We start from the raw sequence: 14,678 nt of genomic DNA on the forward strand, positions 1-14,678 counted from the left end.
GCCCGGGGGCGGGCTGGCAAACCCAGCGCCCCCGCCGACATCACGGGGGCGTTGCCAGACTAGCCGGTCGCCATCTGCTGGCCGAGCAGCCTCATCGCCTCCAGCATCCGCTGGTTGAAGCCCATGAAACCGGCACCCTGGGTCGCCCCGTCCTGGCCCCGCGCCGCCAGCACGGCAGGGGTCAACGCCTGCTGCTGGGCGGTGGGCAACAGGGCATCCGCCTGCTGCTGCATCTGGCTGAGCCTCGGCAGATAGTCCGCCAGAGGCTTGAGGCTCTCCTGCAGGGAGTGGGCCCCCTGGTACGCCTGGCTCAGCTTGGCCGACTGCTTGAGCTTGAGGGAGTAGGAGACCAGCTGACTGTCGTCCAGCTGCAACCCCGCCAGCCTGTCGGCCAGCGTCTTGTCGTCGCCGCTTCCGAAGAACTGGCCGGCCAGCTCGTCCAGCCCCTTCACCAGGTTGCCGATGGCATCCATTTCGGCGCTGTCGAGCTCCCCCTCCAGGGAGAAATCGAAACTCTGGCTCGATTTGAGGCTGATCTGGCTGCCATCGTGGCGGGACTTGAACTGCCAGCTGTCGCTGAAGCGCAGCATCACCTTGTCCCCGTCCCGGGTCTCGATCTCGAGGAAGGCCTGCTGCCGGCTGGCCATCTTGGCCGCCCCCAGCTCCGTGGTCGACACCTCGCCGAAGAACTCCTTCTCGAAGGACTCCAGCCCCTCCTGGATCAGCTTGTAGCTCTGATCCATGCCGGTCTTGATGTCATCGTTTTCCGCCCAGTCGCCAAGCTGCTTCCTGGCGTCGCCGAAGCCCTTGTCCACCCCCTTGCGAGCCTGGGCCATCATCTCGGCCAGATCCTCGTCACTCTTGCCATCCGCCCGTGCCGCCCCCAGCCGCCCGGTGACGAACTGCAGCACGTTGTCCGCCACGGCTTCGTAGTCGAACAGGGTCTCGGGCGTGACCTCCTGGGGCTCCTGCACCTTGGGCGCCTTGTAGCCCTGGCCGTTGATCTCCAGCGCAAATTGCAGCGCCTGCTGGATCAGCACCTGAGCCCACTTCGGAGGCTTGTTCAGGGAGACCTCCTCCCCCTTGTCCGCCGCTTTCGACGCCGTCTGTTGAGGCGATTTGGGAGCAATGCCCACTCCCTTGGGTTGGGCTGCGCCCATGCCATCGATCTGCATCATCACTCTCCCGCCTATAGTGGTGGATCGGTTATCGGCCCGACTGGCCACTTCTTGACCACAAAAAACTTGGACAATCCGCGACGGCCTTTTAAAATCCCCACCCTTTGGTTGGCTGCTGCCTGGCTGCAGCCTTCCCCGGTTTTTACCCGGCTCAGCCCGGCGCACGCGAGGTATCCATGACCCAATCCCAGCGAACTCCTGCCGACTACCAGGCCCAGCTCGACGAGAAGCGCGATCGTCTCACCGGCATGTTCGCAGGCTTCAACCCGCCCGTGCTGGAGGTGCACGCCTCCCCCGCCGAGCACTACCGGATGCGCGCCGAGTTTCGCATCTGGCACGAGGGGGATGACCTCTTCCACTGCATGTATGCCCCGGCCACCAAGGAGATCATCCGGGTCGACCAGTTCCCCACCGCCAGCCGCCTCATCAACCGGCTGATGCCGGTGTTGCTGGAAGGGCTGCGCCCGCACCCGGTGCTGCGCCGCAAGCTGTTCCAGATTGACTATCTCTCCACCCAGTCCGGCCAGATCTGCGTCAGCCTGCTCTACCACCGCAAGCTGGAAGCCGAGTGGCAGCAGGCCGCCGACGCGCTGCAGGCCGATCTGCGCGCCAAGGGATTCGATCTGCAGCTGATCGGTCGTGCTCACAAGCAGAAGATCTGCCTGGGGGAGGAGTTCGTCATCGAGCGTCTGACCGTGCAGGGGAGCGAACTCGTCTACAAGCAGGTGGAGAACAGCTTCACCCAGCCCAACGCCGCCATCAACGAGCAGATGCTGGGCTGGGCCCTGGACGTGACCAGGGGGAGCGAGGGTGACCTGCTGGAGCTCTACTGCGGCAACGGCAACTTCTCCATCGCCCTGGCGCAGAATTTCAGCAAGGTGCTGGCCACCGAGATCGCCAAACCGAGCGTGGACTCCGCCCAGTTCAACATCGCCGCCAACGGCGTCGACAACCTGATTATCCTGCGCATGTCCGCCGAGGAGTTCACCATGGCGATGCGCGGCGAGCGGGAGTTCAACCGCCTCAAGGGGGTCGACCTCTCCACCTACCGGTGCAACACCATCTTCGTCGACCCGCCCCGGGCCGGTCTGGACGACGCCACCGTCAAGCTGGTGCAGGACTACGACAACATCCTCTACATCTCCTGCAACCCCGAGACCCTGGAGGCCAACATGCAGGTGCTGGGCGAAACCCACGAGATCGCCCGTTTCGCCCTGTTCGATCAGTTCCCCTGGACCCACCATATGGAAGCCGGCGTCTATCTCAAGCGCAAGGCGGGCTGATGCCGCCGGGGCACAGCTCCCCGCTCGACCAGCAAGACAAGCACAGGGCCCTCGGGCCCTGTTTGTTTTGATTAGTTATCCCGGTGCAGAGGGTCGGCACAGCCGTTATGCTGGCGACACGCGCATTCGCGCCATGACCGGGGGCCACGCCACCATGCCACGCGTTCTGTTTGTTGAAGACGATCCCGACATCGGCCAGCTCATCAGCAGCTGGCTCGGCCGCCACGACATCGAGGTCCTGCTGGAGACCCGGGGCGATCGGACGCTGGCCAGGGTGGAGGCCGAGCAACCCGATCTGGTGCTGCTCGACATCATGCTGCCGGGCCAGGACGGCCTCTCCCTGTGCCGGGATCTGCGCCCGCGCTTCGGCGGTCCCATCGTCATGCTCACCTCGCTCGACAGCGACATGAACCAGATCCTGAGCCTGGAGCTGGGGGCCAACGACTACATCCTCAAGACCACGCCGCCCCCCGTGCTGCTGGCCCGGCTGCGGGTCCAGTTCCGCCAGCACGGACAGAGCCAGCAGGCCGTGGCCCCCGCCGCCCCGCCCCAGCGTCTGCAGTTCGGCCGCCTGCAGATCGACGGGCCGGGTCGGGACGTGCGCCTCGATGGCGACAGCATCCCCCTCTCCACCGCCGATTTCGATCTCTTGTGGGAGCTGGCCTGCCACGCCGGCCAGATACTGGGGCGGGAGGCGCTGTTTCGCAGCCTGCGGGGGCGCGACTACGACGGCCAGGATCGCAGCATGGACGTGGCCATCTCCCGCCTGCGCCGCCGGCTCGGGGATGACAGCAACAACCCGACCCGCATCAAGACGGTGCGCCAGAAAGGCTACTTGCTGGTGCCCCACGCCTGGGAATAGGCAGTTACCGAATGGCCTTGATGCTCTCTGCCCCCTTCTCCCCTGGCGGGAGAAGGGTTGGGGATGAGGGGACAACAAGGCAATGCCCGACCCAATCCAGGCAAGAGGAGAGCCCGATGCGACGCCTGTTTATCCAGTTCTATCTGCTGCTGATCGGCTGCTTCGCCCTGGCCATCCTGCTCATCGGCATGGTCTATCAGGTCAGCGCCGAGCGGGCGGGGGACCGCTATCTGGAGCGGATGATGCAAGGCTCCCTCGGCCTGCTCACCGGCGAGCTAGCCCGGCTGCCGCCAGAGCACTGGCCGGCCCGCGCGGCGGAGCAGAGTCGCCAGCTCAATCTGCCGCTGCAGATCGGGAGTCTCACCAACCAGCTCCTGGCCCGGGAGGATCAGGCCTTCCTCGAGGCGGGCAACATCGTCATCGTGGAGGAGGATGACACCTTCCTGCAGCGCATTCCCGGCACGGATCGGGTGCTGATCGTCGGCCCCGTTCCCTATCTCTCCTATCTGCATGAGCTGCACTGGGTGGACGTGGGCCTGCTGCTGCTCATCGGCCTCTCCCTCGGTCTGCCCATCCTGCTCTGGCTGCGCCCACACTGGCGCGGCCTGCAACGGCTGGAGCAAGCCGCCCGCCGGGTCGGCGACGGGGATCTCTCCTGCCGCACCGGCCTGCCCGCCAGCAGCAGCCTGGGCCGGGTCGGCCGCACCTTCGACCAGATGGCAGAACAGTTGCAGGCCATGCTGGCCAGTCGCAAACAGCTGACCGACGCCATCGCCCACGAGCTGCGCACCCCGCTGGTTCGGCTGCGCTACCGGCTCGCCATGCTGGCGTCGCCCCCCTCGCCCGAGGAGCAGCAGGGGCTGGAGCGGGATCTCGGCGCACTGGATGCACTCATCGAGGAGATGCTCACCTACGCCAGGCTCGATCGCCCCGAGCTGCCGCTGCAGTGCAGCGAGCTGGAGCTGGGCCACTGGGCCCGGAGCCGTCTCGCCGACTGGCAGGCCCTGCAGCCGCAGAAGCGCCTCTCCCTCGACGCCCCCGACCAGCCCCTGCCCTGGCACGGCGACGTCCGCCTGCTGGATCGGGCGCTGGAGAACCTTATCGGCAACGCCCTGCGCCACGCCACCAGCCGGGTCAGCCTGCGCATGGCGCGGCAGGGTGACGACTATCTGCTGGAGGTGAGCGATGACGGCCCCGGCATCGATCCGGCCCTCGCCCCCCAGATCTTCGAGCCCTTCGTGCGCCTCGACCAGAGCCGGGACAGGCGCACCGGCGGCGCCGGCCTGGGGCTCGCCATCGTGCGCAGCATCGCCCGCCACCATGGCGGCGAGGTGCAGCTGCTGCCCTGCAGCAGCGGTGCCCGTTTCTGCCTGACCCTGCCCGTACATTTGGATACAAACCGTCACCAGTCCCTCACTGAACCCCAGACGCCGTCGCCCTAGGATGAAGCCATGGAGAAAGACTCCATGCCATCAACCGAATGAGGAACTGGAATATGAACAAGCTGATCCCCCTGAGCCTGGCCGCTGTCTTCGCCCTGACCTCCGGCTTCACCATGGCTGCCACCCCGACCAAGGCCGCCGCTCCCCACGCCACCCAGACCAAGGTCGTGAAAAAGCACCACAAGGCCGCCAAGGCGCCGACCGTCCAGGTGGCTCCCAAGACCAAGTAATCCATACACCAGCGTCCCGCAATGAAAAAGGGGCCCCATCACGGGGCCCCTTCTGTTTTACCGGTTGCAAGCCTGAAGCCCGATGGACCTCAACCCAGCATGTAGTCTGCCGGCAGTGCGATGCGGGCGACCCCGGATTCCACCGCCGCCAGCGCCACGGCGCGGGCGACCCGTGGCAGCAGACGGGCATCCATCGGCTTGGGAATGACGTACTCCTTGCCGAAGGTGAGCTCGCTCACGCCGGCGGCGCTCAGCACCTCGGCCGGCACCGGCTCCTTGGCCAGGGCGCGGATCGCCTCGACCGCGGCGATCTTCATGGCGTCATTGATGCGGCTGGCGCGCGCGTCCAGGGCACCGCGGAAGATGAAGGGGAAGCAGAGCACGTTGTTGATCTGGTTCGGGTAGTCCGAGCGGCCTGTGCCCATGATGAGGTCGCCGCGCACCGAGTGGGCCAGGGCAGGCTTGATCTCGGGATCCGGGTTGGAGCAGGCGAAGATCACCGGGTTGGGGGCCATCAGCGCCACCGCCTCGGCGGGCAGCACGTCCGGGCCGGAGACGCCGACGAACACGTCGGCCCCGTCGATCACGTCCATCAGGGTGCGCAGGGGGGTGTCGTTGGCGAAGCGCTGCTTGTACTGGTTCAGATCGGTGCGACCGCTGTGGATCACCCCCTGGCGGTCCAGCATGAAGATGTTCTCGGGCGCCGCACCGCACTTGATCAGCAGGTCCATGCAGGCGGTGGCGGCCGCACCGGCCCCCATGCAGACGATGCGGCTGGTGCCGATCGCCTTGCCCTGCACTTCCAGGGCGTTGAGCAGGCCGGCGGCGGTGACGATGGCGGTGCCGTGCTGGTCGTCGTGGAAGACCGGAATGTCGCAGCGGGCGATCAGCGCCTCTTCAATCTCGAAGCACTCGGGGGCCTTGATGTCTTCCAGGTTGATGCCGCCGAAGGTGTCGGCGATGGCAGCGACCGTGTCGATGAACTGGGCGCTGGTCTCGTGCTTCACCTCGATGTCGATGGCGTCGATGCCGGCGAAGCGCTTGAACAGCAGGGCCTTGCCCTCCATCACCGGCTTGGAGGCCAGCGGGCCCAGGTTGCCCAGCCCCAGGATGGCGGTGCCGTTGGAGATGACGGCCACCAGGTTGCCCTTGCCGGTGTAGCGGTAGGCATCGGCCGGGTTGGCGGCGATCTCGCGCACCGGCTCGGCGACGCCCGGGCTGTAGGCCAGCGCCAGATCGCGGGCGGTCTCGGCGGGCTTGGTGAGGGCGATGGCGATTTTGCCCGGGACGGGCTGGGCGTGGTAGTCGAGTGCTTGTTGACGAAGATCGTGACGCTGATCGGACATGGGGGACCCCGATACGGAAATGAATGAGTGGTGCATTGGCTCGCCCACGGGCGAGGGCTGGGGATCATAATGAAAACCGCCGGGCTTTCACAGCAGAAAATATCGCCAAACAACGCCGACCAGCCACTCGGCAGCATGTACCACCAGCCGCATCTACCCAATTAGATATAGATTCGTTTTCAATCCATCACCGGGATACCGGCCCTCTCCTCCGCCTGACGGGCGATGGCCTCCGTCATCCCCTGGAAGATGAAGAGGTGGAACGGCAGCATGGCGAGCCAGTAGGCCAGTCCCCAGGCCCCCTGGGGGTGCCAGTGGGCCGTCACCCTGAGCCGGGTGAGCCCGGACTCCAGGGGCTGGATGTTGAACTCCAGCCGCCCGACGCCCGGGGCCTTCATGTTGAACAGCAGATCCAGCCTGCGCCCCTCGTCCACCCCGAGGATCTGCCAGGAGTCCAGCATGTCCCCCTTCACGAAGCGATCCGGGTTGGTGCGCCCCCGGGTCAGGGCCGGGCCGCCGACGAGGTGATCCATCCACTCCCGCACCACCCAGAGCTCGTTCATGTAGAAGTAGCGCTGCTCGCCCCCCAGTTGCTGCAACACCTGCCACACCACCTCGGGGGCGGCGAGGCAGTCGGCCTCCCCGCTCGCGGTGCGGTCGTAGAAGCCGTATTCGGGATGGCGCCAGCGCAGGCCGAGCGGCGTCTCCTCCCCCTGCTGCTCGGCGCCGAGCCTCTGCTCCAGGGCCAGGCTCTCCGTCAGCGCCTCGTCGAAGCTGAGCAGATGCTGGGGCAGCAGGGTGCGCAAGGGGCCGTCATCCGCCGGAATGTCGTGCTTGAGACCCCCTACCAGCGCCTTGGCGATGGGTTGGGGCACCGAGGTGGCGAATTGCAGCCACCAGGCAGAGAGGCGCGGGCTGAGGAACGGCAGCGGCACTATGGGGCAACGCTTGCCGATGTGGGCGGCGAATTTCTGCAACTGCTGCTGATAGCTGAGCAGCTCGGGCCCGGCGGCGTTGAAGATCTGGCCGTCCACCCCCTCTGCCCCCACCAGCCCGGCCAGATAGTGCAGCAGGTTGGAGAGGGCGATGGGGGGCGTGCGGGAGCGCACCCACTTGGGGGTCACCATCATGGGCAGGTTGAACACCAGATCCCGCATCACTTCGAACGCGGCCGAGCCGGGCCCGATGATGATGCCTGCCCGCAGCTCCACCGTGGGCACGCCGGCATCCCGGAACAGCTCGCCACAATAGCGGCGGGAATTGAGGTGGCGGCTGTTGCAGGGCTCGGGCTGGATGGCCCCCAGATAGATGATGCGCCGCACCCCGGCTGCGCGGGCGGCGGCGGCGAAGTTCTTCACCCCCTGCTGTTCCAGCCGGTGAAAGCCGGCCCCCGCCCCCATGGCGTGCACCAGATAGAAGACGGTGTCGACCCCGACGAGCGCAGACGACAGGGTGGCGGGCTTGAGGCTGTCGGCGAGGCGAAACGCCACCCCCTCCGGCAGGCGGCAGGGACGACGCGCCCCGGCGATGACCCTGTACCCCAGCCCCTGCAGGTGGGGCACCAGGTAGGATCCTATGTACCCGGCCGCTCCCATCACCAGACATGTGCGCATCGACTCTTCTCCCTTGGTTGAGCCCACACCATAGGGCATAGCGAGGAATTACAGAACGCCGACCAATAAAAAAGGCGCCCATTGGGCGCCTTTTTCAGAATGCTTCAGAAGCAAGATTACTTCTTGGAGGTCAAGCCACCGAAACGCTTGTTGAACTTGTCTACGCGGCCGCCGCTAGAAACTTCTTTCTGCTTGCCGGTGTAGAAGGGGTGGCACTCGGAGCACACGTCCAGGTTCAGATCTTTACCGATGGTAGAGAAGGTGTTGATGACGTTACCGCAAGAGCACTTGGCGGTGATGGCTACGTAGTCAGGGTGGATACCAGCTTTCATGGACAACCTCAATTATCAGGCCGTGTCGCCATCCGATCTCTTGTCGGACACCACACGATTGTTGAACACAGTTTCAAAGGCTGCGAATAATATAGGAAATGCCTGAGATCAGGCAAGTGGCTTCGCAGAAAAAATAGGCAACATCTGGTGAATTCTTCCCAACCCCTGGATCTGGTTCGTGTGGCCGTGCCGGTGCCGTTGCGCCGTCATTTCGACTATCTCTCCCCCCTGCCCTTGCCTGCCCCCGGCTGTCGGGTCGAGATCCCCTTCGGCCCCCAGACTCTGGTCGGTCTGGTGGTGGATCACCCCGCCGACAGCCAGGTGCCGCGCGACAAGCTCAAACCCATCAAGCGCGTGCTCGACAGCGCCCCCGTGCTGGGGCCGGATATCCTGGCGCTGATGGCCTGGAGCGCCAGCTACTACCAGCACCCCCTGGGGGAGGTGCTGCCCCACGCCCTGCCGGTGCTGGTGCGCAAGGGGGAGCCCGCCGCCTATCGGGAGCTGGAGTTCTGGTTTGCCACCGAGGCGGGCATGGCGCTCGATCTCAACGATCTCAAGCGGGCGGCCAAGCAGCAGCAGGCCCTCGCCCTGCTGCGCAAGGGGCCGCAGACGCCGTCGGCCCTCAAGCAGGAGGAAGTCCAGAGCGCTGCCCTCACCGCGCTGGAGAAGAAGGGGCTGCTGGAGAGGCGCTCGCTGGAGCCGAGCCACGAGGGTGACTGGGCCGCCCGCTTCGAGCCGGGGGAGGGGCTGCGCCTCAACGGCGAGCAGGCGCTGGCGGTCTCTGCCGTCACCAGCCAGAGCGACAGGTTCGGTGCCTTCCTGCTGGATGGCATCACGGGATCCGGCAAGACCGAGGTTTACCTCAGCATCCTCGAGCCCCTGCTCCAGGCGGGCAAGCAGGCTCTGGTGATGGTGCCGGAGATTGGCCTCACCCCGCAGACCATCAACCGCTTTCGCCGCCGCTTCAACGTGCCCGTGGTGGCGATGAACTCGGCCATGAACGACAGGGAGCGGCTCGACGCCTGGCTGGCCTGCCGCGACGGCGGTGCCGCCATCCTGATCGGCACCCGCTCCGCGGTGTTCACCCCGTTTCACGACCTCGGCATCATCATCATCGACGAGGAGCACGACGGCTCCTTCAAGCAGCAGGACGGCTTTCGCTACCACGCGCGGGATCTCGCGGTGATGCGCGCCCACCGTGCCGGCATTCCCATCCTGCTCGGCTCGGCCACCCCGTCCCTGGAGACATTGCACAACGCCCGCAGCGGCAAGTATCACCACCTCAGCCTGACCCGGCGCGCCGGCAACGCCCAGACCGCCCGCCAGGTGATCCTGGACATCAAGAACGTGCGGCTGCAGGCCGGCCTCTCACCCCAGCTGGAGCAGCTGATGGCGGAGCATCTGGCGGCCGGCAACCAGGTGATGCTGTTTCTCAACCGCCGTGGCTATGCCCCGGCCCTGATCTGCCACCAGTGCGGCTGGAGCGCCGCCTGCGAGCGCTGCGACGCCTGGTACACCTGGCACCAGGCCGGGCGGCGGCTGCACTGCCACCACTGCGACAGCGTGCGCCCGCTGCCCCACCACTGCCCGGAGTGCGGCAGCAACGAGCTGATCGGCTCCGGGGTAGGCACCGAGCAGCTGGAGCAGCTGCTTGGCACCGTTTTCCCGCAATATCCGGTGGTACGCATCGATCGGGACAACACCCGGCGCAAAGGGGAGCTGGAGACCCACCTCGGCGACATCAAGGCGGGCAAGTACAAGATCCTGATCGGCACCCAGATGCTGGCCAAGGGTCACCACTTCCCGGACGTGACATTGGTTGGACTGCTGGATGTGGATGGCGCGCTATTCAGCGCCGATTTTCGCGCCGCCGAGAAGCTGGCCCAGCTCTACACCCAGGTGGCGGGCCGGGCCGGTCGCGCCAGCAAGCCGGGGTTGGTGGTGCTGCAGAGCCACCACCCGGAGCACGCCCTGCTGCAGGATCTGACCCAGAACGGTTACGGCCACTTCGCCGACACGGCGCTCAAAGAGCGCCGCCTGCTGGGGCTGCCGCCGTTCAGCCATCAGGGGCTGTTTCGGGCCGAGGCCAACGGCCGGGACGAGGTGCAGTTGTTCCTCATCCGGCTTGCCGATACCCTGCGCAGCGCCCGCTATCCCCAGGTGCAGGTGCTCGGGCCCATCAGTGGCTTCATGGAGCGCAAGGCGGGCAAGTTTCGCATGCAGTTGCTGGTGCAGGGGCCCAGCAGGGCACCGCTTGCCCAGCTGCTGGACTGGGCGGTGAAAGAGCTGGAGGCCTGGCCCGAGACCAAGAAGGTGCGCTGGAGCCTGGATATCGATCCCACCGAGCTGAACTAGGGCCCCTCTGTCAGCACCGTGTGCGCCAGCCCCCTGGCCTGTTCCAGGGCCAGGGGCTGCTGATAGCTGTGGGCCATCACCACGGCCCCCTCCAGCAGCAGGCACAGGCCCGTCGCCTGCGCTGCGGTGCACGCGAGCACCTCCCTGACCCAGTACAGCAGGGCCTGCTTGTGCGCCACCACCAGCTTGCGCACCGGATGGCGCGGGTCGGAGAACTCGGCGCTGGCGTTGATGAAGTTGCAGCCGTAGAAGTCGCTGCGGCCAAACCAGTCGGCAAAGCCGTCGAACAGCGCCTGCAGCCTGGCCTCCCGGCCAGAGACCCCCTCCATCCTGGCGTCGAGCAGGGCAAAAAATTCCGTATCCCGCGCCATCAGCACGGCCTCGATCAGGGCGTCCTTGGTGGGGAAGTGGCGATACAGGGTGCGCTTGGTGCTGCCCGCCTCGGCCCAGATGCGATCGATGCCGGTGGCGTGAAAGCCGTGGCGGTTGAACAGCCGATAGGCCGTCGTCATCAGTTGCTGGCGTTTCTCACTCACCTTGATTTCCCCCTTGAAGTACACCGATCTGTCTACCTAATGTCGCCATCAGGGTCAAGAGACCCTTCATCCACGAGGAGACAGAGATGGAGATGCAACGATGGAGAGCGGCCATGCTGGCCGGGGCGGGCGCCAGCACGGCCATCGCCGTGCTCGGCTGGCTGGATCTGGGCTGGCAGTGGACCCTGCTGATGGCACCGTTCGGGGCGAGCTGCGTGCTGCTCTTTTCCCTGCCGGACAGCCCGCTGGCCCGGCCGCAGAACGTGCTGGGAGGGCATCTGCTCTCGGCGATCCTGGGGTTGCTGGTGCAACTGCTGCCCCTGCCCATGGAGCTCAAGCTGGCCCTGGGGGTCGGTCTCGCCGTCGCCCTGATGCAGGGCCTGGGAGTGATCCATCCCCCCGCCGGCGCCAATCCGCTGGTGGTGCTGCTCACCGCGCAATCCTGGCCCTTCCTCTGGCAGACGGTGCTGCCCGGCGCCCTGCTCCTGATCCTCATGGCGCGCGGCGCCAGCTGGATGAAGCAGCGGCCGCTGCGAACCCCATGATCGACGAGGGGGCCCTGGGGCCCCCTCGTCGTTGTCACCGCCCGGTGGTCAGGGCCTATTCGGCGACCTGAGACACCCCGGTCAGACGCACCTCGACCCGGCGATCCGGTGCCAGACAGGCGATCATCTGCGCCTTGGCACCGTCCGGGCAGTTGCCTCCGGTCACCGGAGAAGACTCGCCGCGCCCCTCGGCACGCACCTTGTCCGCAAACAGTCCCTTGGCGATCAGGTAATCCGCCACGGTACGGGCACGCTGCTCGGAGAGCGTCTGGTTGTAGGCATCGGACCCCAGCCGATCGGTATGACCGATCACCGTCGCCACCCCATCCTTCGGATTGGCGGCCAGGATATCGGCAAACAGCTTGTCGAGGGCCTGGCTCGCGGCCGGCTTCAGGGTCGCCTTGTTGAATTCGAACAACACGTCGGAATCCAGGCTGAATTGCTTCTCCACCAGCACGGGTGCCGGGGCCGGCTCGGGGGCCGGCGTCGGTGCCACCGGCTCGTCACCCACCTGGCCGAAGCGGTAGAGCATGCCGACCGACAGCAGGCCGTTGTCCAGCTCTATACCGGACTCACCGGGAGAGGTCTTTCCGAGCGGCGTGGTGTACTGGTATTCGAGGCGGGCGGCCCAGTCGCGGTCGATCGAATACTCGAGCCCCAGCGCCCCCACGAAGGCGGCGCCGTTGTAGCTGCCACTGCCCGAGTCAGACAGCGCGTTGACGCCATCGTTGTACCAGGCGTTGATGGAGCTGTCCGTCCAGGCGTAGGCACCGCCCAGACGGCCATAGATCTCCAATGCCTCGGTCGCCGGGAAGCCGATCTTCATGGTGGCCTGGATCATCTGGGCCTTGGCCTCGCCCTCCAGCCCGGAATCGATGCCATTGCCCGAGTAGTGCCGGTCGACCTTGTACTTGCCGAGCCAGTCATAGCCCAGCTCGATGGCCACGTTGCGGTTGACCTGATAACCCACGAAGGCCCCCAGCCCCAGGTCGTCACTGTTCTCGTTCACCTTGGCGGCGTCCAGCAGGTCTTTGATGTCGGAGTCGTAATCCGCCCCGAAATAGTTGGACCAGCCGGCCTTGCCGCCGACATACCAGGTGTTGTCCTGGGCGGCGGCCTGCACCGTCCCCGTTGCCATCAGAGCGCCGATCAGGACGGCGAGCGTAGATCTGTTCATGGATGAGCCCCTGCAATGAATTGTTATGACGCGACTGCGCCTCTCTTCCCTGACGGGGCCCCGAACCCAAGCCCCGTATTCAGAGTATCCCATCTGCAACCAGCCTCAAACGACCAGGGACTCAGGAGTGTGATATTGGCGACATTATCGACAGTCATCCCCCCCCATCCTCCGGGTGGGTCAGGCGGCTGCCCATAAAAAAACGAAGAGCCAGGCTCTTCGTTTTGGATCGAGTGGTAATTGCCGTCACTGGCGGCTCTGGCTCGCCAGGAACAGCCGGTAAGCGGGATCCTCGCTCACCTCTTTCCAGCCGTAGCCAATCTTGTGCAGGTAGTCGTGGAAGGCCGCCACGTCTTCGTCCGGCAGCTCGAAGGCACACAGCACCCGGCCGTAGTCCGCACCGTGGTTGCGGTAGTGGAACAGGCTGATGTTCCAGCGACACCCCAGGGTCTCGAGGAAGCGCATCAGGGCCCCCGGCTGCTCCGGGAACTTGAAGCTGTAGAGCCGCTCACCGAGGGGCCGGGCCGGGCGGCCGCCAATCATGTAGCGCACGTGGTTCTTGGCCAGCTCGCTCTCGGTCATGTTGACCACCGGATAGCCGTTGCCTTCCAGCTGCTGCTGGATCTGGCCGAGCTCCTCATCGCCGCCGGTGAGGCGCACCGAGACGAACAGGGAGGCCTGCACCGCATCGGCGTAGCGGTAGTTGAACTCGGTCACCATGCGGGGTCCGAGTTGACGGCAGAAGTCGAGGAAGGCCCCCTTGCGCTCGGGGATGGTCACCGCCAGCATGCCCTCGCGCTTCTCGCCGATCTCGCAGCGCTCCGACACGTAGCGCAGGCTGTGGAAGTTGACGTTGGCGCCGGAGAGGATGGCCGCCATCCGGCCGCCCTTTACCTGCTCACGCTCGCTGTAGGCCTTGAGGCCTGCCAGCGACAGAGCACCGGACGGTTCGGCGATGGCGCGGCAGTCGTCGAAGATGTCCTTGAGCGCGGCGCAGATCTGGTCGTTGGAGACGGTCACCACCTCGTCCAGATACTGGTTGCACAGGCGAAAGGTCTCCTCGCCGATGCGCTTGACCGCCACCCCGTCCGCAAACAGGGAGACCCGCTCCAGGTTGACCGGCGTGCCGGCCTCCATGGCCGCTTTGAGGCAGGCGGAACCCTCCGCCTCCACCCCGATCACCTTGACGTCCGGCAGCAGCTGCTTGATGTAGACCGCCACCCCGGCGGCCAGGCCGCCGCCACCCACCGGCACGAAGACGTGGGTGAGATGGGTGTCCTGCTCCAGCAGCTCCTTGCCGATGGTGCCCTGCCCGGCGATCACCTCGACGTCGTCGAATGGCGGGATCAGGGTGTAGCCCTCCAGCTCGGCGAGGCGGCGGCTCTCGCCGTAGGCCTCGTCGAAGCTGTTGCCAAACAGCAGCACGTTGCCGCCCTGGCGGCGCACCGCGTCGATCTTGATGTCCGGCGTGGTCTGGGGCATCACGATGATCGCCTTGATGCCGAGCTTGGCCGCCGACAAGGCCACCCCCTGGGCGTGGTTGCCAGCGGAGGCGGCGATGACGCCGCGCTCCTTCTGCTCCTGGGTCAGGGTAGCGATCTTGTGGTAGGCGCCGCGCAGCTTGAAGGAGTGGACCGGTTGCAGATCCTCCCGCTTCAGGGCCACGTGGTTGCCGAGCCTGTCGGACAACTTCTTCAGGGTTTGCAAGGGGGTGACCCGCGCCGCCTCGTAGACGGGGGAGAGCAGCACCTTGCGTAGATAATCCGCCGCAGAGACCAT

Annotated in this window: 13 protein-coding genes; 6 read left to right on the forward strand and 7 right to left on the reverse strand. The window is 66.1% G+C overall.

What is annotated here, in order from left to right:
* Nucleotides 1–59 precede the first annotated feature (59 nt).
* Nucleotides 60–1,175, reverse strand: coding sequence for a DUF5610 domain-containing protein (locus BN1136_RS10865; protein ID WP_043764091.1), 1,116 nt, complete (start codon nucleotides 1,173–1,175; stop codon nucleotides 60–62).
* A gap of 179 nt (nucleotides 1,176–1,354) precedes the next feature.
* On the opposite strand from BN1136_RS10865, the gene trmA reads away from it, so the two are divergent.
* The 4 genes from trmA to BN1136_RS19880 all read left to right on the forward strand — a co-directional run bounded on the left by trmA (nucleotide 1,355) and on the right by BN1136_RS19880 (nucleotide 4,995).
* On the forward strand, nucleotides 1,355–2,461 hold the full coding sequence (gene trmA, locus BN1136_RS10870) for a tRNA (uridine(54)-C5)-methyltransferase TrmA (protein ID WP_043764092.1): 1,107 nt from the start codon (nucleotides 1,355–1,357) through the stop codon (nucleotides 2,459–2,461).
* Nucleotides 2,462–2,615: 154 nt separating this feature from the next.
* Nucleotides 2,616–3,323, forward strand: a complete 708-nt coding sequence (rstA, locus tag BN1136_RS10875) for a two-component system response regulator RstA (protein ID WP_043764107.1) — start codon at nucleotides 2,616–2,618, stop codon at nucleotides 3,321–3,323.
* A gap of 116 nt (nucleotides 3,324–3,439) precedes the next feature.
* Nucleotides 3,440–4,765 carry a two-component system sensor histidine kinase RstB gene (rstB, locus tag BN1136_RS10880; RefSeq protein WP_043764093.1) on the forward strand — a complete coding sequence of 442 codons (1,326 nt, stop codon included), beginning with the start codon at nucleotides 3,440–3,442 and terminating at the stop codon, nucleotides 4,763–4,765.
* A 53-nt stretch (nucleotides 4,766–4,818) separates the two neighbouring features.
* Nucleotides 4,819–4,995, forward strand: coding sequence for a hypothetical protein (locus BN1136_RS19880; RefSeq protein ID WP_081843914.1), 177 nt, complete (start codon nucleotides 4,819–4,821; stop codon nucleotides 4,993–4,995).
* An 89-nt stretch (nucleotides 4,996–5,084) separates the two neighbouring features.
* Here BN1136_RS19880 and BN1136_RS10885 read toward each other — a convergent pair whose 3' ends face one another.
* From BN1136_RS10885 to rpmE, 3 genes are all read right to left on the reverse strand, one after another.
* Entirely contained in the window at nucleotides 5,085–6,341 is a 1,257-nt protein-coding gene (locus BN1136_RS10885) for a malic enzyme-like NAD(P)-binding protein (protein ID WP_043764094.1), read from the reverse strand.
* A gap of 179 nt (nucleotides 6,342–6,520) precedes the next feature.
* On the reverse strand, nucleotides 6,521–7,954 hold the full coding sequence (locus BN1136_RS10890; protein ID WP_043764095.1) for a DUF2867 domain-containing protein: 1,434 nt from the start codon (nucleotides 7,952–7,954) through the stop codon (nucleotides 6,521–6,523).
* A gap of 116 nt (nucleotides 7,955–8,070) precedes the next feature.
* Nucleotides 8,071–8,286, reverse strand: a complete 216-nt coding sequence (rpmE, locus tag BN1136_RS10895) for a 50S ribosomal protein L31 (RefSeq protein ID WP_010676078.1) — start codon at nucleotides 8,284–8,286, stop codon at nucleotides 8,071–8,073.
* Between the two features lie 147 nt (nucleotides 8,287–8,433).
* On the opposite strand from rpmE, the gene priA reads away from it, so the two are divergent.
* Nucleotides 8,434–10,641: a primosomal protein N' gene (priA, locus tag BN1136_RS10900; RefSeq protein ID WP_081843915.1), complete on the forward strand. Its 2,208-nt coding sequence runs from the start codon at nucleotides 8,434–8,436 to the stop codon at nucleotides 10,639–10,641.
* Here priA and BN1136_RS10905 read toward each other — a convergent pair.
* Complete coding sequence (locus BN1136_RS10905) at nucleotides 10,638–11,177, reverse strand: TetR/AcrR family transcriptional regulator (protein ID WP_043764109.1); 540 nt, start codon at nucleotides 11,175–11,177, stop codon at nucleotides 10,638–10,640. The genes priA and BN1136_RS10905 overlap by 4 nt on opposite strands.
* 92 nt (nucleotides 11,178–11,269) lie before the next feature.
* Between BN1136_RS10905 and BN1136_RS10910 the strand changes: the two genes are divergently transcribed.
* The gene (locus BN1136_RS10910) at nucleotides 11,270–11,722 is read left to right on the forward strand and encodes an HPP family protein (protein WP_043764110.1); all 453 of its coding nucleotides are present in this window, start codon (nucleotides 11,270–11,272) and stop codon (nucleotides 11,720–11,722) included.
* A 55-nt stretch (nucleotides 11,723–11,777) separates the two neighbouring features.
* Here BN1136_RS10910 and ompA read toward each other — a convergent pair whose 3' ends face one another.
* Both ompA and ilvA read right to left on the reverse strand, forming a co-directional pair.
* Nucleotides 11,778–12,899 carry a porin OmpA gene (gene ompA, locus BN1136_RS10915; protein WP_043764096.1) on the reverse strand — a complete coding sequence of 374 codons (1,122 nt, stop codon included), beginning with the start codon at nucleotides 12,897–12,899 and terminating at the stop codon, nucleotides 11,778–11,780.
* A 246-nt stretch (nucleotides 12,900–13,145) separates the two neighbouring features.
* Nucleotides 13,146–14,678 carry a threonine ammonia-lyase, biosynthetic gene (gene ilvA, locus BN1136_RS10920; protein WP_043764097.1) on the reverse strand — a complete coding sequence of 511 codons (1,533 nt, stop codon included), beginning with the start codon at nucleotides 14,676–14,678 and terminating at the stop codon, nucleotides 13,146–13,148.

This window comes from Aeromonas taiwanensis (genome assembly GCF_000820165.1).
Classification (GTDB): Bacteria; Pseudomonadota; Gammaproteobacteria; order Enterobacterales; family Aeromonadaceae; genus Aeromonas; species Aeromonas taiwanensis.

Excerpts from the sequence above, each read along its gene's own strand:
- BN1136_RS10885 (WP_043764094.1), bottom strand. The coding sequence starts at position 6,341 with ATGTCCGATCAGCGTCACGATCTTCGTCAACAAGCACTCGACTACCAC.
- BN1136_RS19880 (WP_081843914.1), top strand. The coding sequence starts at position 4,819 with ATGAACAAGCTGATCCCCCTGAGCCTGGCCGCTGTCTTCGCCCTGACC.
- ompA (WP_043764096.1), bottom strand. The coding sequence starts at position 12,899 with ATGAACAGATCTACGCTCGCCGTCCTGATCGGCGCTCTGATGGCAACG.
- trmA (WP_043764092.1), top strand. The coding sequence starts at position 1,355 with ATGACCCAATCCCAGCGAACTCCTGCCGACTACCAGGCCCAGCTCGAC.
- rpmE (WP_010676078.1), bottom strand. The coding sequence starts at position 8,286 with ATGAAAGCTGGTATCCACCCTGACTACGTAGCCATCACCGCCAAGTGC.
- rstB (WP_043764093.1), top strand. The coding sequence starts at position 3,440 with ATGCGACGCCTGTTTATCCAGTTCTATCTGCTGCTGATCGGCTGCTTC.
- BN1136_RS10910 (WP_043764110.1), top strand. The coding sequence starts at position 11,270 with ATGCAACGATGGAGAGCGGCCATGCTGGCCGGGGCGGGCGCCAGCACG.
- ilvA (WP_043764097.1), bottom strand. The coding sequence starts at position 14,678 with ATGGTCTCTGCGGCGGATTATCTACGCAAGGTGCTGCTCTCCCCCGTC.
- BN1136_RS10865 (WP_043764091.1), bottom strand. The coding sequence starts at position 1,175 with ATGCAGATCGATGGCATGGGCGCAGCCCAACCCAAGGGAGTGGGCATT.
- BN1136_RS10890 (WP_043764095.1), bottom strand. The coding sequence starts at position 7,954 with ATGCGCACATGTCTGGTGATGGGAGCGGCCGGGTACATAGGATCCTAC.
- rstA (WP_043764107.1), top strand. The coding sequence starts at position 2,616 with ATGCCACGCGTTCTGTTTGTTGAAGACGATCCCGACATCGGCCAGCTC.